This is a genomic window from Vibrio genomosp. F10 str. ZF-129 (genome assembly GCF_000287055.2).
Classification (GTDB): Bacteria; Pseudomonadota; Gammaproteobacteria; order Enterobacterales; family Vibrionaceae; genus Vibrio.
Genome location: NZ_AJYQ02000127.1, coordinates 13,266 through 33,969, shown reverse-complemented (window position 1 = coordinate 33,969; position 20,704 = coordinate 13,266). Strand labels below are relative to the sequence as shown.

The 20,704-nt window shown below is 43.8% G+C and carries 14 protein-coding genes and 1 pseudogene; 9 read left to right on the top strand and 6 right to left on the bottom strand.

Features of this window, described 5'->3' with window-relative positions; all coding sequences use genetic code 11:
- Positions 1-52 precede the first annotated feature (52 nt).
- A pseudogene (locus tag A1QO_RS16830) lies at positions 53-718 on the bottom strand (ABC transporter ATP-binding protein); the annotation flags it as partial.
- Between A1QO_RS16830 and tesA the strand changes: the two are divergent.
- The 4 genes from tesA to A1QO_RS16810 all read left to right on the top strand — a co-directional run bounded on the left by tesA (position 717) and on the right by A1QO_RS16810 (position 6,451).
- Positions 717-1,316, top strand: coding sequence for a multifunctional acyl-CoA thioesterase I/protease I/lysophospholipase L1 (gene tesA, locus A1QO_RS16825; RefSeq protein WP_017033685.1), 600 nt, complete (start codon positions 717-719; stop codon positions 1,314-1,316). The pseudogene A1QO_RS16830 and the gene tesA overlap by 2 nt on opposite strands.
- 95 nt (positions 1,317-1,411) lie before the next feature.
- Complete coding sequence (fabV, locus tag A1QO_RS16820; RefSeq protein ID WP_017039644.1) at positions 1,412-2,611, top strand: enoyl-ACP reductase FabV; 1,200 nt, start codon at positions 1,412-1,414, stop codon at positions 2,609-2,611.
- A 189-nt stretch (positions 2,612-2,800) separates the two neighbouring features.
- Positions 2,801-4,717 (top strand): bifunctional diguanylate cyclase/phosphodiesterase, encoded by a 1,917-nt coding sequence (locus A1QO_RS16815; protein WP_026026865.1) that lies wholly within the window; start codon positions 2,801-2,803, stop codon positions 4,715-4,717.
- A 78-nt stretch (positions 4,718-4,795) separates the two neighbouring features.
- Positions 4,796-6,451 carry an ABC-ATPase domain-containing protein gene (locus tag A1QO_RS16810; RefSeq protein WP_017039646.1) on the top strand — a complete coding sequence of 552 codons (1,656 nt, stop codon included), beginning with the start codon at positions 4,796-4,798 and terminating at the stop codon, positions 6,449-6,451.
- Between the two features lie 135 nt (positions 6,452-6,586).
- On the opposite strand, the gene A1QO_RS16805 is transcribed toward A1QO_RS16810, so the two are convergent.
- From A1QO_RS16805 to A1QO_RS16795, 3 genes are all read right to left on the bottom strand, one after another.
- Positions 6,587-7,204 carry a DNA-J related domain-containing protein gene (locus tag A1QO_RS16805; protein ID WP_017033689.1) on the bottom strand — a complete coding sequence of 206 codons (618 nt, stop codon included), beginning with the start codon at positions 7,202-7,204 and terminating at the stop codon, positions 6,587-6,589.
- A gap of 493 nt (positions 7,205-7,697) precedes the next feature.
- Entirely contained in the window at positions 7,698-8,339 is a 642-nt protein-coding gene (locus tag A1QO_RS16800; protein WP_017033690.1) for an HAD-IA family hydrolase, read from the bottom strand.
- 139 nt (positions 8,340-8,478) lie between these two features.
- Positions 8,479-9,000 (bottom strand): hypothetical protein, encoded by a 522-nt coding sequence (locus tag A1QO_RS16795; protein ID WP_017039647.1) that lies wholly within the window; start codon positions 8,998-9,000, stop codon positions 8,479-8,481.
- Between the two features lie 227 nt (positions 9,001-9,227).
- Here A1QO_RS16795 and A1QO_RS16790 point away from each other — a divergent pair, with 227 nt between their 5' ends.
- Both A1QO_RS16790 and A1QO_RS16785 read left to right on the top strand, forming a co-directional pair.
- Positions 9,228-9,707 carry a CreA family protein gene (locus A1QO_RS16790; protein WP_017033692.1) on the top strand — a complete coding sequence of 160 codons (480 nt, stop codon included), beginning with the start codon at positions 9,228-9,230 and terminating at the stop codon, positions 9,705-9,707.
- A 165-nt stretch (positions 9,708-9,872) separates the two neighbouring features.
- On the top strand, positions 9,873-11,177 hold the full coding sequence (locus tag A1QO_RS16785; protein ID WP_026026649.1) for an inosine/guanosine kinase: 1,305 nt from the start codon (positions 9,873-9,875) through the stop codon (positions 11,175-11,177).
- Between the two features lie 50 nt (positions 11,178-11,227).
- On the opposite strand, the gene torS is transcribed toward A1QO_RS16785, so the two are convergent.
- Positions 11,228-14,287, bottom strand: a complete 3,060-nt coding sequence (gene torS / locus A1QO_RS16780; RefSeq protein WP_017039649.1) for a TMAO reductase system sensor histidine kinase/response regulator TorS — start codon at positions 14,285-14,287, stop codon at positions 11,228-11,230.
- A 78-nt stretch (positions 14,288-14,365) separates the two neighbouring features.
- Here torS and torT point away from each other — a divergent pair, with 78 nt between their 5' ends.
- Both torT and A1QO_RS16770 read left to right on the top strand, forming a co-directional pair.
- Complete coding sequence (gene torT, locus A1QO_RS16775; RefSeq protein ID WP_017033695.1) at positions 14,366-15,481, top strand: TMAO reductase system periplasmic protein TorT; 1,116 nt, start codon at positions 14,366-14,368, stop codon at positions 15,479-15,481.
- Positions 15,482-15,530: 49 nt separating this feature from the next.
- The gene (locus tag A1QO_RS16770; protein ID WP_017033696.1) at positions 15,531-15,986 is read left to right on the top strand and encodes a methylglyoxal synthase; all 456 of its coding nucleotides are present in this window, start codon (positions 15,531-15,533) and stop codon (positions 15,984-15,986) included.
- Positions 15,987-16,177: 191 nt separating this feature from the next.
- On the opposite strand, the gene helD is transcribed toward A1QO_RS16770, so the two are convergent.
- Positions 16,178-18,253: a DNA helicase IV gene (helD, locus tag A1QO_RS16765; protein ID WP_017041397.1), complete on the bottom strand. Its 2,076-nt coding sequence runs from the start codon at positions 18,251-18,253 to the stop codon at positions 16,178-16,180.
- Between the two features lie 207 nt (positions 18,254-18,460).
- On the opposite strand from helD, the gene yccS reads away from it, so the two are divergent.
- On the top strand, positions 18,461-20,647 hold the full coding sequence (gene yccS, locus A1QO_RS16760) for a YccS family putative transporter (protein ID WP_017033698.1): 2,187 nt from the start codon (positions 18,461-18,463) through the stop codon (positions 20,645-20,647).
- Positions 20,648-20,704: the final 57 nt, after the last annotated feature.

Below are 20,704 nucleotides of genomic sequence, written 5' to 3'. Positions count from 1 at the left end.
CTTCCGTTTGTAACAGATCATGCGCACTCTGTTGCAAACTATTAGGCATTGGCTGGATAGAGCCAGACTGAACGTAAATGGTTCGATCGCACTGTTCAGCCAAAGAAAGATCGTGTGTCACAAGAATAAGCGTCGTGCCATGTTGCTTATTCATATCAAAAAGCAAATCAATCACTGTTGCCGCCGTTTTCTGATCCAGGTTGCCCGTCGGTTCATCTGCAAATAAAATTTTAGGATTAATCATGAATGCCCGTGCCAGTGCGACGCGTTGCTGCTCGCCACCTGATAGCTGAGAAGGTAAATGCTCCATGCGATTGGTCAGCCCTACTTGGCCAAGCAACATTTTAGCCCTTTCTTTGTCTACTGAGCTTCCATTTAAAAGACAAGGCAAAGTGACGTTGTCTATCGCTGACAGCGTAGGCACCAACAAAAAGCTTTGAAATACAAAACCGATGTCATTGGCTCTCAATGATGCTCGTTCGTCATCACTCATTTGACTGATCGATTTCCCAAGCAGTTCAATCGAGCCGCTTGTAGGAGTGTCGAGTCCGGCTAAGAGCGTCATCAAAGTTGATTTACCCGCACCGGATGTGCCTACGATCGCAATGCTTTCCCCTTCTTTGACATCCATATCAATATCGTTAAGGATGGTAAGAGACTCACGGTTATTTGAGATAACCTTTGATACTGACTTTGTACTAATAATGGATGTTTGCATGATTCGGCTATTTTCCTTAATTCTTCTTGTTCTCTGTTCTAGCATTGCACACAGTAAAACGCTACTCGTTCTCGGCGACAGCTTAAGCGCTGGATATAACATGCCAATTGAGCAGGCTTGGCCTTCACTACTGGGTAATGCGTTGGCTAACCATAATAAAACCATTGAAATCGTTAATGGAAGCGTATCAGGTGATACTACGGGTAATGGCCTATCACGCCTACCTTTATTGCTTGAAGAGCATCAACCTAACTATGTTCTCATCGAACTTGGTGCTAATGATGGCTTGCGCGGGTTTCCACCCAATTTGATCTCTAATACGTTGACTGAACTCATAAAGATCACAAAAGATGCAGGGGCTCAGCCAATATTAATGCAAATCCGCATTCCACCCAATTATGGGAAGCGCTATAGCGATGCATTTTTTCAAATTTACCCAAACCTAGCCGAGCAAGAAAACATACCATTACTCCCTTTCTTTTTAGAGCAAGTCGTTATCAAACCAGAGTGGATGATGGAAGACGGCCTACACCCTAAACCGGTTGCTCAGCCATGGATTGCAGAGTTTGTCGCTGAAAAAATATCGGTACATCTTTAATTTTAATGGTTTAGCTCAATTAAAACCTCTTTCAGCTGCGCTATTTTAGTGACTTGCTGCTAGTGAGAGTCAATTTGTTTTAAAAGGCGCTAAAAATGATTATTAAACCCATTATTCAAGGCATGGTCGCTCGTTCTGCTCATCCGCTTGGTTGTGAACAAGCCGTGCTCGATCAAATTGAATTTGTAAAAACGGCGAAGCCCATTCAACAAGGACCGAAACGTGTGCTCATTATCGGCTCATCTTCGGGGTTTGGGCTTGCATCCAGGATTGCTCTTTCATTTGGCGCATCTGAATCCGATACCATTGGTGTCTCGTTAGAGCGCGGTCCAACGGCAAAAGGTGGCGCAACAGCAGGCTGGTATAATAACTACTATTTCAAACACCACGCTGAACGGGCCGGAAGAGTCGCCATCAACATTGAAGGCGATGCTTTTTCTGCTGAAACTCGCACCCGAGTCATTGAAGCCATTGAAACTTACTTTGAAGGCGAAGTCGATCTTGTCATATACAGTCTAGCAACAGGAGCCAGGCCAAATCCTGACACCGGAGAGTTGTGGCGCTCTGCGATTAAGCCCATTGGTAAAAGTATTAACAGCTCTCTCATTAGCCTTGAGACAGACGAATGGTCTGATGTGACCTTGCCACCGGCGACGGAGCAAGAAGCCGAAGACACCATAAAAGTCATGGGCGGCGAAGATTGGGAAAGCTGGATTGATACCCTAATTAATGCCGAGTCGATTGCCCAAGGGTGCAAAACCATCGCCTTTTCCTACATTGGCCCAGAGGTTACGCACCCATTGTATCTTGATGGTACTTTAGGGCGAGCCAAAATCGACTTACATCAGACCAGTCATTCACTCAATTTGAAACTTGCCAACTTCTCCGGCGGTGCTTATGCGACGGTATGCAAGGCGCTGGTGACTAAAGCCAGTGTATTTATCCCAGGCTTAACACCGTACATGATAGCCTTGTACAAAGTAATGAAAGAGCGCGATCTTCATGAAGGGTGCATTGAACAAATGCAGCGTCTCTTTTGCGACAAACTATACGGCGAACAGCGCATTCCTCTTGATGGCGAACGACTATTGAGAATGGATGATTGGGAGCTGAATGCCCAAGTTCAGCACGATGTTTCCCGCATACTAGAAAAAATGACACGCGATAACTTTAGGCAGATTGGCGATTATCAAGGCTTTAAGTCTGATTTTCTAAAATTAAACGGTTTTAATTTTGAGAAAATTGATTACACTGCTCCGATTGATATTGAGTCATTTGTAACTACAAGTGACTAAAAAATAAAGGGTCTCAGATCTGAGATAGGCGATAATAAGCAAAGCCCCGCTAATTTTCTGGGGCTTTTTTTTTGTTACATTAACAAAAGGCTCTTATAATTAAGAAGTTGGATTGCATTGGGTAAACAACTATTCGGTCTCGACGCATTGGATGCAACAGAAGACTTTGATAAAAATGGAGCAATAGAGATGTCAAAGATCGATGCTCAGCAACTGATAATTCCGGACGCAATGTTTGCAGGTTGGCAGAGCACTCTTAACCTACTTTCAGAAATTGTTGTGGTTCCTGCTGCGTTGATCATGCGAGTCAAAAAAGCAACCATTGAAGTATGCTGCAAAAATAACAATGTGGCTAACCCCTATAATGTCGGAGACCAAGAATTTCTAGGGCAAGGGCTGTATTGTGAAACTGTCATGAACCGAGATGCTGAATTATTGGTTCCGAATGCGAATACAAATCCAGAGTGGAAAGATAACCCAGACATTGAACTTGGCATGATTTCCTATTGTGGTTTGCCTCTCCATTGGCCAACTGGTGAACAATTTGGCACCATTTGTATCCTCGATGAAAAAGAAAACCCATTTACACCAACCTATCGTCGCCTACTCGATAGCTTTCGTATCTCCGTTGAAGCGCAGCTAAAAACGCTCTACCAACACGAAAAACTTCAACGACTCAACAATGAATTACAGAACCGGGTAAACAGCCGGACTCAAGACCTCGCAAGCTTGAACTATTCGCTCAACCAAGAAATCGATAAAAGACGCGCAGCGGAAGAACAAGTTCAATATCAAAAACTACACGATATTGGTACGGGATTCCTCAATCGTAAAGCGTTGGAAAAAGAGTTGCCAAACCAACTGACTACCGCAGCGGAAAAGAAAAAAGAACTGGCGGTAGTGCACATTGGTTTTACTAATGGCCGACGCTTACAGTCGAAGTATGGCTATAAAGAGTGGGATAGGATTTTAACGCACTATCGCTACCGTTTGAGTGCCAATATTCAAACGCTCAAACTTATCACCGCTCGACCGACCTCGACCGACTTAGTTCTTATTGTAAAATCAAAAGAATTGGCGGTTACGCTGGAAAGACTTTGCCAAACTTTGGTCGATGTTGGGCATTCAGAATTTGTGATTGAACAAGAAAGTGTCCACCTTCATGCCTATATTGGTATTGCGACGTCAAGTGATACCAATCAAAGTGCTGATCTACTCAAATATGCCGCCGAGGCCATGTTATCGTGCAAGGACTCAGGGCATCAATTCAGTTTTTATTCGCAGGCTTTCTCTGACAATCACAGTCATATGAATCAGCTAGAAAGCTATCTTTTACAAGCCGTAAGAAGCGATGATTTACTACTCTATTTCCAACCAAAGGTCTGCCCAACGACTCACCGTTGGACAGGTGCGGAAGCTTTGCTGCGGTGGCGTCACCCAATATTGGGCGACATATCCAATGAACGACTCATCCACATCGCAGAACAAAATGGGCTTATTTTTGAGGTCGGAAACTTTGTGCTTCGTTCAGCGATAGAAAAAGCGGCGCAATGGGCGAATCATGTGAGTGACTTTACAGTTGCGATCAATATTTCGGCCATTCAACTTCAAAGCGTTAACTTTTCACAACAAGTAAAAGACCTGCTTGATGCCTATCAACTACCCGCTCGCTACTTAGAGCTTGAAGTGACAGAAAGTGGACTCATCGGTGATGAGGTCAAAGCGAGCAACACCCTAATGGCTCTTCATGAACTTGGAGTGACCCTGTCGCTTGATGATTTTGGCACGGGGTACGCCTCATTCCAATACCTCAAGAAATATCCTTTTGATTGTATAAAAATAGACAAAAGCTTTATACAGCAACTCGAAAATAGTGAGGAAGATCGTGCCATTGTTCGTTCCATTATTAGCGTCGCGAAAAAGCTCAAGTTACGCGTGACAACTGAAGGGATAGAAACTCTCGCGCAAGAAGCGTTCATTATTAGTGAAGGGTGTGAATTTGGGCAAGGTTACCTATACGCAAGGCCAATGCCCTGTGATGAATTTGAACTTGGTTTACTGAGCCAGAATCAACAAGATAATGGGCAAATAGCGGTACCGCATTAATGTACTGAATTGTCTTTACTCTCTAGGCGGTGGTTTCTATAATCGCCGCCTTTATCTTTATATGTGAGCAAATTGGATATGGACCAACTTACCGCTGTCCTTAAAAAACTAGAAAAGCAAAATTATCGAGCGTATCAGCAGATTAAAGGCCAATACGACTTCGGTGACTTTGTGTTACACATTGACCATGTCCAAGCTGATCCGTACGCCTCTGCCTCTCGATTCCGTGCCACACGCGCATGGTCATTAACCGGCTTAGAATGGTTAAAAGAACAATCGACTGATTACCAAATTGCCGCTCGAGATTTCATTGCGCGCAGTTTTGCTGAGTTCGCGAAACAAGACAACAACGTCAGCATCGCCCACTCTGGCCAAACCGTGCTCGATAATACCGCCGTGGTTTTTACCGATGAAGGTATCGAAATTCGCTTTCGCATCAATTTACCTGCCGACGGTCGAAGCATATTAGCCAAGAAAGCACTTAACATCATCACGTTTTATCTGCCTAAATTCATTCGTAAATGCACACTCGATCGAGAGCTGGCTAAAGACAAAATGGTCCAACATTGTCAGGTCGTTGAAGATCAAGCCGCGATGCGCGCTCAACTTGCGAAAAATAATTTAACCGCATTTATTGCCAATGGCAGTATTCTTCCACGTATTGCAGGTAACTGCGATTTGCCAATGAAAGATGCGGTGAAATTTATTGCGCCCGACGCGTTAACGGTAACGCTGACAACGCCAAACCAAGGCGATATCGTTGGCATGGGTATTCCAAGAGGTATTACGCTTATTGTTGGTGGCGGTTTCCATGGTAAATCAACACTGCTTAACGCCATAGAACGTTCAATTTACAACCATATTCCAGGGGATGGCCGTGAAGGCATTGTGACCGATCCTGAAGCTATGAAGATCCGTGCAGAAGATGGACGTTGTGTTCATAACCTCAACCTTTCTAACTACATCAATCACTTGCCAATGGGTAAAGATACCGCAGAGTTTACAACTCAAGATGCGTCGGGCTCAACGTCTCAAGCGGCTTGGTTACAAGAATCGATTGAAGCGGGTGCTAGAGCATTATTGATCGATGAAGACACCTCTGCGACTAACTTTATGATACGTGATGAACGCATGCAGGCATTAGTATCAAAAGGGCAAGAGCCGATTACACCTCTCGTTGATCGCATTGGTCAATTGCGTGATTCTCTTGATATTTCGACCATTGTTGTTATGGGTGGTTCTGGCGATTATTTGGATGTTGCTGACACTGTGATTCAAATGCATGACTACCAACCGGTTGATGTCACAGAGAAAGCAAAGCAAGTCATTTTGCAGCACCCAACAGAAAGAACGAATGAGTGTGAAACGCCACTTGAAAACTATAAGCCTCGTTCGCTCCATTGCGCTGCCCTTCAAACTTTGCTCGTTGATGGAAAGTTCCGTGTTTCCGCAAAAGGGACAGACACTCTTCGCTTTGGTAAGGAGATCACCGATATTTCGGCTCTAGAGCAACTTGAGTCGAATTCTGAGCTTAACGCTATCGGTTGGACATGGTTTCAGTTTGCTCAAACACCAGGGTGGTGCGCAACGCCAGCTAACTCAATCCGTGCGTTATTGAACGATGATTGGCACGTTAATATGCCCAATCATGGGGATCTTGCAAAGCCTCGTGTTCTTGATGTAATGGCGGCCCTTAACCGCATGAGAAAATCGCAATTCAAGCCAAACCATTAAACCGGCTCTGATCTCGATGTCTAAGCTCAGTTTCCAAGAACCGTATCTAAGCTTAACATTCAACGCTTAGGTCAAAATGCAAAAAGATGGGGATTGCTCTCCATCTTTTTTACTTTAAAACCGCTTTACTGACATTTAGTGCCGAAGGATATTCCAAGCTTCACACAACACTCTAAACCGCTCCGCGTTTCCATTGTCTCTATCCGGGTGCCACTTGAGAGCAAGCTTTCGCCAAGTTTTACGAATTTGAGCTGAACTGGCATCGGGGTGCAATTCAAACAGAGTTAACGCTCTTGCTCTGTCCATATCCTGACTGTTTTTACTGCCTACAAATTGACGATAGCGCGACCAAAATTCATTCAGTAGCCGCTTAACTTCGCCCTCTTCTGCTTCGTAGTTTATCCACTGTGTGTAATAGTCTCGTAACGGGTCGCTCGTATCTATGGCGTGTTGGGCCGCATTGGAATTCGACAACAGTGCAATGTCCATGGCTTGAACCTGCAACCAACTATCAGGGTACAAGGTTTCCTGAAGTTGATAGAGCGCATTCATAATCAAAAAATTACGCTTGAATAGGTCTTTTTCTGGCTGTGCATCAAGAATAGGGACAAACCCTAGCTCGGTAATATGGGCCGCTAAAGTATGGACTTTCCAACCCGAGGGCTGTTTTTTCAACACCTCCAATATTGGCCAAACCAGTGGGTTTTCCATGTAAGTTTGAAAGCAGGCTGTCAGTTCATTTTGTTCTGTCATAGAGTAACTACTTGGGAAGTCTTCTCTTAATTGAAAAGCACTGCAGCATATTTGTCGAGTTATTCATAAATTTTGCCAACAACGACATGAGCCCTGCGGCAAAAATACACATTGTCAACCACACCAAATCGGCACCCTCTGTTAAAAGGTTTGCTGAAAAGTAACAAATATATGAATTGCTTCTCAAAGTTTGTATGCAAAACGACGCCGATATTTAACAAAGTGAGATGTAGGCTAAGATAGATTCATGCACCTAAATCAAGGTGTATAACGCTGCCGAGATACTATATGAAAAATAATAATAAGATAAAAAATGTACCTACATGCTGCCCACTATGTGCAAGCGACGACTTTCTAATATCAGAGGACAACGAAACATTACTTTGCGCCCATTGCGGCTCTCACCTTGAGCATCTATCTACAATACAAGCGACACTCATACTGCCAACCGCTTCATTAAACAGTAAAATCATACACCCGGTCGGTTATGCTGTTAATTAAGCCAAGTTTTAATCGATGGTAATTCTGAAAATGTTTCTACTTGGGGGTTCTGATTATGAGCATTGCCGAGTAGAAACGTTTTAACGCCTGCACTCACGCCCGCTTCTATTCCTTTTGGCGTATCATCGACGTAGATACATTCTGAAAGAGAATACCCCATGTTCATTGCTGCGTAACAAATTAAATCTGGATCTGGTTTCCAGCTATTCGCATCAAATGCCGAAAACATTTTCCCCTTGAAATACGGAAGAAGGCGAGTTAAATCGAGGGAGTATTGGATCTTTTCTAAAGGCCCATTCGAAACCACGCAGTACTCAATCCCTGTATTACTTAAATAATCAAGCAAGTCTTTGGCCCCTTTCATCGGCCTAAGGTCTTTTTCAAAAAGAATTTTCAATTCGGTTCGATAGAGTGGCTCCAATGTATCAAGAGAGATGGTGACACCTAGATGTTCACAGGCCGTTGACAATACATCGGCCAACTTGCCTCCTTCATGCTGACTAAGCGCTTCCTCAAGCGAAAGCGCAATGTTAAACCGTGCAAAAACGTTGACTAACGCTTGGCAACACAATCGTTCGCTATCAATTAAAGTCCCATCACAATCAAAAATAACGCATTTAATACTTTGAGCCATCGGTTAACCTCTCGAGTTAGATTCACTCCATCATATTAAAAGTGGTCTACTAAAAAAGGAGCTAGGTAACACAAAGCTCATATCGTGTCGTTGAATAATAGAAAGTTAAGGCTTAGTCACTCTTTTGAAAGCTCACATTTCACTTTTTCTCGATGTAAATCGTTTTAGTGTCAATCTCCGCGTAATACATATGGTTAACAAGCTGTGAAGCGAACGACAGGGCAAGATTGTGATTAACTTGCTCACCAGCAACCACAATATCAGAGATCAAAATAGTATCGTCTGTTTGGGTCACTATTGCCGCTGCTGCGGGTATCCCATCGTTGAAAGCAACGTAGAGATCACAAGGGGGAGATAGGATAATTTGGGTTAAGAATTCCAATACTTCGGCCTGTTCTTTTTTATCTGACCATTGTTGTGATTGCAAAATCGAAAACATGACCGTTAAGCGATGAAAATCCACAAGATATATCTCTTGTGACTCAAAAGCATTGTCATCATTGCTTGGGGCCGACTGCCAAATCTGGTAAGTTCGCCCCTCTAGAGAACGCTGATATAACGCACAGCCCGATACGCTTTCTTTGGTCGGAAATTTCACATCAATGTGCTGAGATAACCACTGGTTTTTAGTGTCAGCAATAGGTAACGATCTGATAGTCATGTTTTTTTCCGAGCGAGAACAGTCCATCGAGAATAGCGACACTCGCTAAACCCTACAAGCGTTATTATCATCTCACGTTCGGGAATGGTTTATTGGGCCTAAAATTCACGCTACGAAAATGCGTGACAGACGCTCTCTCTTCCAATTAGATAGCTAAACAGGTTTACCTAAACTGTCTAACTCTTATACACTGATCGCTGTCTTCTTTTTTACAAGAGCTTACTTTAATGATCAAAAAAATAGCACTGATTTCAGCGCTTGCACTCATGCTTACAGGCTGTGACCGCAACGAAGTTGGCGACGTCAGTTTAGGAATCTTCACCCTAAAAGACATTAAGATCTCCAACTTAGATGACGATAAAATCCCTGGCGTCACCTGCCACATCGCCTCTGTGGAAGCGAACTTAAGTCTCTCTGATCCGAGTGACAGTTCCATATCTTGTCGTCAAACCGGTGATATCACCCCAGAAATGCTGGCGACGATTGATAAGAGTAAATCCGGTGAAGTTGTGTTTAAACAGTCTAAAAGCATTTTCTTTAAAACAATGAAAGTGAGACGCATCTTCGACGTTGAAAACCAAACTCTGCTTTATTTGTCGTATACGACCAAAGAAACCGAGGGCAGCTTCAAACACAGTTTATCGACAGTGCCTTTATGGGGAACAAAAGCCTATAACAGCTATGTAGGTGATGCGAAAACTAACTAAGTAGCATTAGCTTTATATGTAACTTCAAGCTTGTCTGACTAATTAGAGTTTGCTCAGGCTCATGGGATGGTTATCCAATGAGCCTCTCTTAATTCGTGTAATTCTATGTAACGATAGTTTTATTATGTGATATAATTCAACAAAATCCTCAACCGTTCTTTTCCCATGAAATTTCCCGGACAACGCAAGTCAAAGCACTACTTCCCCACTCATGCTAGAGATCCTTTGGTCAATCAAATTCAACAGACGCCAAAGCTGCACCGACCAATCATTGTTGGTGTTGGTCAAACGATCGTTGATATCGAAGCAAGAGTCGATACTGAATTCTTAGAAAAGTATGAACTCAGTAAAGGGCATTCATTGGTTTTGGAAGAAAGTAAAGCCGATGAGCTGTATCAAGAACTGGTTGAGAAAGAACTCATCACGCACCAATACCCTGGTGATACCATCGGTAATACGCTTCACAACTACTCGGTTCTTGCCGACAGTAAATCAGTATTGCTTGGTGTTATGTCGAAAAACATTGAAGTCGGTTCTTATGCGTACCGCTACCTTTGCCGCACCTCTTCACGCATGAACTTGAATCATCTGCAAATGGTCGACGGTCCTATTGGTCGTTGTTATACGCTGATTACCGAAGATGGTGAACGTACCTTTGCGATTAACGAAGGGCACATGAACAAACTGCGCCCTGACAGTATTCCTGAGGATGTTTTCGACAAAGCGTCTGCGCTTGTTGTTTCTTCTTACCTAATGCGTGGCAAACCCGAAGATCCTATGCCTCAAGCGGTGGCTCGATCCATTGAAATAGCGAAAAAGAAAAACATACCGGTTGTTCTTACCCTAGGGACTAAGTATGTGATTGAAGGTGCAGAAAAATGGTGGCAAGAGTACATTAAAGAAAATGTCACGATTATTGCGATGAACGAAGAAGAAGGCGAAGCTCTAACCGGTGAAAAGGATCCTCTACTCGCTGCTGATAAGGCGCTTCAATGGGTTGATCTCGTGCTTTGTACGGCAGGACCTATCGGCTTGTATATGGCGGGATACGTTGATGATTCCGCTAAACGTGTAACAGAGCTTGCGTTATTGCCAGGAAACATCCCCGAATTTAATGAATTCGAATTTAGCCGAGCGATGCGAAAATCAGATTGCACGAACCCTGTGAAAATTTACTCTCATATTGGGCCGTATCTTGGTGGGCCGCTAGAGATTAAAAATACCAATGGTGCTGGAGATGGTGCCTTGTCAGCTTTGCTACATGACATGGCTGCCAACAGTTACCACGAGTCGAATGTCCCGAATTCAGCAAAACACGACCACCCGTATTTAACTTACTCTTCACTATCACAAATTTGTAAATACGCGAACCGTGTCAGTTATGAGGTGTTAACACAACACTCGCCTCGTCTATCACGATCGCTTCCAGAGCGAGAAGATAGCTTAGAAGAAACCTACTGGGATCGTTAATTCCTTCCTTCAAATTACTTACTCATTCAGCGTTTGAACTCTGTGTTCTCCTAAGCGCTTGTCTGAGTAAGTAAGTCTTCAAGCGCCTGTTTCGATTGATGAATCACCCGTTCAAGTTCAGCTTCAGTACTTGAGTAAGTCGCCAACGGATCCACGCTCTTTTCAATATCAACGCACAGTTGGTACAAGGCATCTAACCCTAAACTAGAGGCTGAACCCTTCAACTTATGAACAATGGATTTCACTTCACTCTGGCTGCGTGCATTCATCGCGTTTTCTAAACTACTGAGTGCTTCTGCACTCCCCTGGTCAAATAATGCCACTATCTTAGTCACACTCTCAATGCCCAGAACCTCAATATCGCTAGCCACTATTTGTGTATTTATCATTTCTTTTTTTCCAATCGTTTGAACAGGGTCTTCTTGAACTGACACAACTGGATCAAGGACCCTTTGATCAAGGACCGATTCATCAAGGTCTGATCCATAAAGAACGGTTTCATTAACAACGGCTTCATCGAGAAAAAGGGCCCCAAGCAGCGCTCTAAGGGAATCTCGTTCCAGTGGTTTGGGTAGATACCCATCAAAGCCAGCGTCTAAATAGCGCTCAACTTCTTCTTTGAAAACATGCGCGGAAACCGCAATCATTGGGGTGTCACTACCGATCGCTTTGAATTCCGCTAAAAGATCAACCCCAGAGCAATCCGGGAGGTTAATATCAATCAACAAGACATCAAAAGAACGGGGAATAGCGTTTTTTTCTTTGGTTTTCTGATCACTCAAGCACGGTTCTAAATATGGCGCTCTTGTTTTTGAATATAACGTTCTTGCTTTTGAACCGGTTTCTGCGACAACAACTTGATGCCCCATACTGTTTAGAAAACCTTCCGCTATCATGCTATTGACCGGGTTATCTTCAATCAATAACACTCGTAATGGGCGCAGAGCGTTATTTTGTTCATTCCCTTGGTTGCCGCTATACAAGGTCGGTTCCGTATGGCGGCTAATTTGTTGTTCATCACTTTTCGACAAAGGCAGTTCAAACTGAAAACAACTGCCTTTCCCCTGCTCTGAGGTTACGCTTAACGTGCCGTTCATTGCCTCAATTAATCGGTGGCTGATCGCTAAACCCAACCCTGTACCACCTAGTGAGGCGTCGTGTTTTTTCGCCTGAGTAAATGCATCAAACAGCCCTTGCATATCACCACTGGCTATCCCTACTCCCGAATCACTCACTTCAAAGACGATATGCCCGCTACGATCATCTTCCTGCGTCATATGAATATAGATATCCACATACCCACTGTCGGTAAACTTAATAGCGTTACCAATCAAATTGTTAAGAACTTGGCTAATACGAGTGGCATCGCCTTGCCATAAAGGCTGAATATCACTTTCAATACACTGGTTTAAATCCAACGATTTCTCATTCGCTTTGCCCATAAATAATTGGTAACTGTCGCGAACAACATCGTGCAAATTAAATGTGACTGGGCGAATGTCCAAATGGCCCGCTTCAATTTTTGAGTAATCTAAAATGTCATTCAAAATGGCTAACAAGGTTTTACCACTTCGATTGATCACTTCGACGTAGTGATTCTGTCGATCATTTAACCGTGTGTCCTGAAGCAACTGGACGGTACCCAGAACCCCATTCATCGGCGTTCTGATTTCATGGCTCATGGTAGCCAAGAACGCTGATTTAGCCCGATTGGCTTGCTCTGCCGATTCTCTAGCTTTTGCATGGTCCGCAACCGCTACATTGAGTTTGTTATTAGATTCTTGTAGTTGCTCGGTTCTTTCTGACACCAACTCTTCCAAATGCTCTTTATGATCTTGCAGCGCTTGTTTGGCAACAGACTCTCTGACCGCCGCTTTTTGTAATGCCTGAGCGGTATCTCTTGCGGTGACGATTGCTCGCCCCATATCGGCAAGTTCATCATGACCAGACACTTCTACCTGAACATGCAATTGGCCATTGGCAATCGAAAGCAAGGCTGAGGAATATTCATCTAGGCGTTTAACCACCTGAATATAGACAACTCGCCACACAATCAAGACAGCGATAATGAAACCGATAAGTGCCAGTAGAGTCAGCGTCCACTGTGCGGTGTTCAATGTTGATTTTACGTTCGCGACTGCTGCGGTAGTCGAGGCGTTTGAATCATCGACAAGCTGGTTCACCGTGTTATTGAGCGTCGCCATTTCAAGCATATTTTCTTGCATCAATTGCTGGAGTAATTGCTGTGTTTGGTGACGTGATTTCAGCAGTTCAAAAACCTGACTTTTCTCTTTCAGCCCTTCTAATAAATGTGCCATCTGCCGAGATCGGGTTGGATCCTCAACCACTCTTGCTCGTCTTTGCATAATAGACACGTTATGGGCAAATTCTTGGTTGATGAGCTCTATTCGAGCAATATCGGTAATAGACTGGATCTCTTCTATCTGATTAAGCGCCTTAAACGCCAATAAATGAAATTCGTGTAAACGTTCTGATAAATCCAAATCAATTTCGACTAAATCATCGAGGGCTTGATACACCAGACTGGGTTCGTTCTTATCCAAAAGATCGTAAATATGCGTCACATTGGCAACAGCCACGGTACTGGTATTAAATACTTGAGTACGCGCAAGTTGTTCAAGTTCAGAAGCCAACTTGCGCATGGCAACCACTTGTTCGTTAATCTGGTTAGAGTATTGAAGCTTTTGTTCAACGGCTAAACCGAGGTTTGCCAACGAATCAATAATTACTTGAACATCATGAGCAAGCGTATCCAGTAGTGCAGAGTCGAAAGCGTCGGAACCCAGTTGAGTAATATGAAAGAGCAGCGTTTCCAATTGACCAAACAAGACTTGTCCCGCTTGTTTGTGCTGTTGTTCCGATTGAGCGTTCGATAGCGTTTGGACAGAAGTGATGATTCGAGCACTGAGTTCAGACACTTTCCGCGCCTCAATCATAGACGGGATGGTTCTGTTAACGACGTTGCGTTCCGTGTTAGCCACATACGAAAAACCCAATACCCCGACAAGCGCCGAGAGTAGCAGTATCATTGCCATTGCAGAAAAGGCAAAAAGTAACTTACGTCCGATACTCGCTTTAGCCAACAACATGATAAACTTCACTTCTTTTTTTTTGATGAACCACCATATTTTGCAGTGTTTATGATGAAGATGCCAACGAATAACACTATGTACAGACGTTCTATGTCTACAAGATCTATTTCTACCCGGTCTGTGTCGAAAACGACTGGGGCTGTACCTTCGGTGTCTGTAACTTTTCTATTTCTACAGCGTCTTTCATATGCCCTGTTATCCGTGGTCAGTGTTGCCTTAACTCTCTTTCCAACACAGCTATTAGCCCAAATAACCCAAACTGAAGAGAACAAACCCTACAAGATTTGTGCGGTATATCCTCACCTTAAAGACTCGTACTGGCTTTCCATCAATTATGGCATGGTAGAAGAGGCTGCGAATCTTCCCATCAACCTGAAGGTTCTTGAATCCGGTGGCTACCCAAATAAAGACAAACAAAAGCAACAATTAAAAGACTGCGTTGATTGGAGCGCCGATGCGATTATTCTAGGCACAGTCGCGCCGAATTTATACCGTGATGATTTGTTTCAACTGACGGGCACAACCCCCATTTTTGCTGCCGTTAATCACCTTGAACTCAATGATGCGAATCTCCCTTTGTTAAAAGGTACGGTTGGTGTCGACTGGTATTGGATGGGGCATTCAACTGGACATTACCTTTTAGGGAAACACCCTACTGGATCAGGCAAGGTGAATATTGCGCTTCTTCCTGGGCCCGTATCCAGTGGGGGCACTAAGCCCGTCATTCAAGGGTTTATCGATGCTATCGAAGGCAGTGATATCCATATTGTTGAAACGCAATGGGCGGACAACGACAAAGAGCTTCAGAGGAACTTGGTGCAGGAGCTGATTGAAAATAACGATCTTGATTATCTTGTTGGTAGCGCTGTCGCCATTGAAGCCGCCATTTCAGAAATAAGAATTATGGGCAAGACCGATCAAATCAAATTGGTATCGACCTATTTAAGTCACGGCGTGTATCGTGGCATTGTACGTGGAAGAGTCGAGTTTGCTCCAACGGACCAAATGGTTATGCAAGGTCGATTATCTGTCCAACAGGCATACCGTTTCTTGAGCCACAAACCTTATGCGCGTAATGAAGCCCCTGCCATCCAATCCATTACCCGTTCGGACTTTCAGGCTGACTCGATCTTAAATTCTCTCTCTCCTTCTGGTTATAGACCTACTTTTTCGGTACGCCCTATTGATTAACCACTAGGTTTTCATAATGATAGAGATAATAATTACTAAGGAACCCTACATGGAAAAAACAACTCGCACTATGCCAGCACATAAAAATGTCGCTTTAGTCGCTCATGACCACTACAAGCCAGAACTCCTTCGCTGGGTAATTGAGAATAAGGAAAAACTTCAGGGTCATTTTCTTTATGCCACTGGCACCACAGGGCATATGCTCAGTAAGCAAACTGGGCTCGCAATAAAGAGTTTGATAAGCGGCCCAATGGGTGGCGATCAGCAACTCGGGGCGCTTATTTCAGAAGGGAAAATTGATGTGTTGATCTTCTTCTGGGATCCACTCAATGCCGTGCCGCATGATCCAGATGTGAAAGCGCTTCTGCGTATTGCCAGTGTGTGGAACATTCCTGTGGCAACCAACAGAGCAACGGCTAATTTCCTGATCGAGTCACCTCTATTAGAGCAAGAAGTTGAGATTGAAATTCCCGATTACGAGGCTTACTTAGCAAGCCGTACTTAACACATAGCATGGCCGCTTTAGAAAAATGCAGTCAAAAGGTCGTAGACGACAATCTACAGGCGGTTATCTACAGGCTAGTGTCAATAAACAAGGAAATTAAGCTCGCTCTTGGTTAACAGCGCCTCTATAAATAGGCGCTGTTTCTTATCGCAGGTTTTTCCCATGCAGAGGTCACGCGGAGATCACCCGTGCTATTTTTGCTTTACTATGGGGTAATCGGAATCGGAAAGCTCTTGAACAAAACCCGAGCCATTTCCGGTGTGGAAGATCCAAACCTTTTCTTTGGCTCTGGTCATTGCGACATAAAATAACCGCCTTTCTTCCGCATAAGCAAAAGAATCTCTAGATTCGGTCAATGCGCCATTCAAATGGAGGGATTTCACTTTGGTAGGAAACTGTCCTTCATCGACGGCTAATATCAACACAAAGTCAGCTTCCTTACCTTTACTTGCATGGCAGGTCATAAATTCAAGTTCGAGTGACCGATATTGTTTTTTCCACTCTTCTAATAATTCAGGTCTGTGGTAGTGATTTCGCCCGAGCAACAAAACAGTTTTCTTGCTCTTGGCTTGCCTATTCAACTGATCGAGTGTTTTTTCAATACGATTCATAGACGCCAAATACACCGACTTTTGCTTGATCTCTTTATGGCTGGATAACGTTTTATCCATCTGAGCCGGGTTCTGTAGAATAAATCGGTTTGCTACCGCGCCAATTTGGCTATTAAATCGATACGTTGTATCCAGATAATGCACTGTTGAGTGCGGAAAACGCGCCTCAAACCCTGTGGTCAGATCTACGTCTGAGCCCGCAAATTGATAGATAGATTGCCAATCGTCGCCTACGGCAAAAAGAACACATTCACGTTCTTGAACACTTCGAGGCTGATGACAGAGTGCTTCAATGAGTGCCAAGCGATCCGGCGAAATATCTTGATACTCATCAATCATGATGTAACGCCACTGACTCTTGAACTTGTTCGTCACTACGTATTGGGTAGCACGGCGTATCATCATATTGAAATCAATCTGATTTTGTTCTTTAAGCATCTGTTGCCACGCCTGATAACATGGCCAAACCAACCCTATCTCGCTATTTAAACGCGTATAGTCACGATGAGAAATGAGCTTTTCTTGGATCTGATTTTTGGTTAAGCCACTGGCAGAAAGTTGAGTAAGTTGCTTTTCAAGCCAAGCAATCAATTTCGGGTTTTCTACGTGACTACCTAGCTCATCGTCGCCAGCCAAATAGGCGATCGGCCATGTGGAAAGGTGCTTTTGCCAGCGTTTGAAATTGGTAGGGGTCATCCAATGTTTTTTTAGCCAGTCAATACACCAGGCTTCTCGCTGTTTGGTATCAACGGCAATCGGCGACACCTCCACTCTCTGATTTTCCACCTCATTGATGATGTGTAGTCCAAGCTTGTGGAAGGTGCTGACTTTAACGTGATCACCGGCTAAGCCAATTTTATCCGCGATTCGTTGGCTCATTTCACTGGCGGCCTCTCGGCCAAAAGCCAGCAACAGTAACTCTTCGGGCTGTGCGGTATGACTTTGCAGCAAATACGCGACTCGTGCTGTTAAGACGCTGGTTTTACCTGAACCTGCTCCAGCCAATATTAAGTTATGATCATCGTTCAGCAATACCGCTTTTTGCTGAGATACATTCAAAGGAGACGATTCTAACTGACTAAACAGCACGCCCCAGTTTAAGCGTTCGGTTTCTAGCCACTGATCATTGCGCGACAGCAACGTCGATTCTGGCTCTAACAACCAAGGTTCTAGAGCCTTCATTCGATTAGGCATTCGTTGTGTGGCTTCTTCCAGTGTCATATCTATATCTGAAAAACCCTTAAATACGTTTTCAGACCAAGCGGCGACTTGGGAATGGGACAAGAAAGAAGGAAGATGGGTTAGCCTTTTCAATTCCTTTTCCCAATTTGGCAAAATTTGATTCAGTTGCTCGCATTGATCGTGATGCCACCTTTGATAACTTGCTATAGCATGACGTACAAATTCTCTGCATTCTTCCCACGGTAAACCTTGTACCAACCAAGAGTGTCGCTCACCGGACTCTTCATGCGCAAAAAACTGAATACTTCCCCATAACAAACCGCGCTTTAAGGTGACTTCGCCATTCCACACATGGAATGGAATGTGCTCTTCTTCTAACTGAGAGGAGAGGATCAACAGAGTTGATTGAAGTTCGACCTGATGGTATTCGGTTTGAATCAAATACTGGGCGGTTCTACTGGCGGCTAATTGCATTAAAAAGTGGTCCAAAATTGCTGTAGAATGAGTATATTACAGCCGTCTGTCTAAGTGATAAATTAATGTCAAAATTTGACGTTTTACCCATCCCATTGGTTTGATTTCATTCCAAACGCTTTATTGTTTTTCTATTTACCTCATAAGGTTAGCGCCTTTTTATAAAAATCTGCTACACTGCTGTTTTACACTTTAAAGCTTGTGCTCGTGTCATTGACCAATCAGATTCGCCTTTATTGGGCAAATAAAACCATCAACTATAGCCTGCTCATTTTGGTGACCTTACTCGGTGTTGTTATTCCCACTTGGTATTACCAACTCAATTCTCTTATTATCCCTCTGATTCTTGGTATTATCGCAGCCGCTATTTCGGAAAACGACAGCTCATTCACAGGCCGACTCAAATTCTCAATGTTAACCCTGTGTTGTTTTGCCTTTGCGGCGATTTCAATTGAGGTGTTATTTCAAAACCCAATACTGTTTGCAGTAGGCCTAACCTTCTCTACTTTTGGCTTCATTATGCTTGGAGCCATTGGCCCTAGATACGCAAGTATTGCCTTTGGTTCCCTGCTTATCGCAATTTATGCGATGCTAGGCGCACACACCAGTACCAATATCTGGTTTCAGCCCTTATTGCTATTAACTGGCGCGGCTTGGTATTTTTTCATGTCTATGGTTTGGCACTCTTTCTGGCCGATGCAGCCCGTTCAGCAAAGTTTAGCCAACGTTTTCTTACAGCTAGCCAACTACCTTGAATCTAAGAGTAATCTATTTCACCCCGTCTCAAATTTGATTCCTCAACCGCATCGTATTGCGGAAGCAAAACTCAACGCAACCACGGTAACCGCGCTCAATCACAGTAAATCGACACTATTAACACGCTCAAAACGTGGAAGAATGGACAATCGAAATAGCCGCTTCTTTAGTATCTACTTTTTGGCGCAAGATATTCATGAACGCGCCAGCTCTAGTCACTATCGTTACCAAGAATTAGCGCAAGATTTCCAACGTTCAGATGTTATGTTTCGTTTCAAACATGTGCTTCAAGCTCAAGCGAATGCATGTCGAGACATCGCTCAATCGATCCGCTTAGGGACACCTTATCAACATTCGAGTGAATCGATCATTGCGTTAGACGAACTGAAAGAGTCCCTGACTTATCTTGAGCAAGACGAAAAAGGGAAGTCTCGCGTATCCCTTGCCCAGCTTGGTTATCTATTTAATAACCTGGCTACCGTTGAAAAGCAGCTGAACCATGTGAGTTCTCCAGATGTGAACCAACTTGAAGAAGACAGCCTTTTTGATACGGACGCCCATACGTTGAAAAGTATGTGGCTGCGAATAAAAAGCAACTTTAGTACTGACTCTCTCTTATTCAAGCATGCGGTTAGGCTCTCGCTCGCGTTAACGGTGGGTTACGCGATACTGCAAGCCTTTGATCTTGATCGAGGGTACTGGATCTTACTGACCACTTTGTTTGTGTGCCAGCCCAACTACAGCGCCACCAAACAAAAATTGACCTCTCGCGTTGTTGGTACGATTGCAGGTCTGTTAATTGGAGCGCCCTTATTAGCACTATTCCCCTCTCAAGCGAGCCAATTGGTACTGATTATTATATCGGGTGTGATGTTCTTTGCGTTTCGCATCAACAACTACAGCTTTGCGACAGGGTTCATCACTCTGCTGGTGCTGTTTTGTTTTAATCAATTGGGCGAAGGGTATGCTGTCCTTTTACCGCGACTGACCGATACACTTATAGGCTGTACGCTCGCGGTCGCTGCCGTGATGTTTATTTTTCCAGAGTGGCAGTCAAGACGATTACATAAAGTCATGGCCAGTGCCGTCGATTCTAATAATGCGTACTTAGGTCAAGTCATCGCACAATATCGAATCGGTAAGAAAGACACACTTAATTATCGAATGGCGCGCAGGCAAGCCCACGACGCCGATGCGAACTTAACCTACGCAATAAGCGCCATGCTTTCAGAGCCTGGAAAGTATCAAACATTAGTGGATGAAAGCTTCCGTTTTTTAACCTTGAACCATGCCCTGTTAAGCTACATTTCAGCGTTAGGCGCACATAGAACCAGAATCGACGATATGACGATTCACCAATTAATATTAGACACGCACAGTGTTGTCCATAAACATCTTAATTTGATTCATCAACAGTTGTTTGACCAATGTGAGCGTTGCGATCTCACATTGATTGACGATTTGGACTTAACCCGACGACTCAATGAATGGCGAGAAGATGATGATAAATCTGCTAGAATGGTGTTGCAGCAATTGCATTTGGTTTATCGAATGATTCCTGAGCTGCATTCTCTGGCGAGCAAACTGGCGGTTCGAGTTAAAAGTAAGGAAAGTAACAGCACTGAGAGTACTGTGTGAACCTGGTTAAAAGATAAAAAACACTGCAACAGATTGCTCAATAAACAACCATATAAC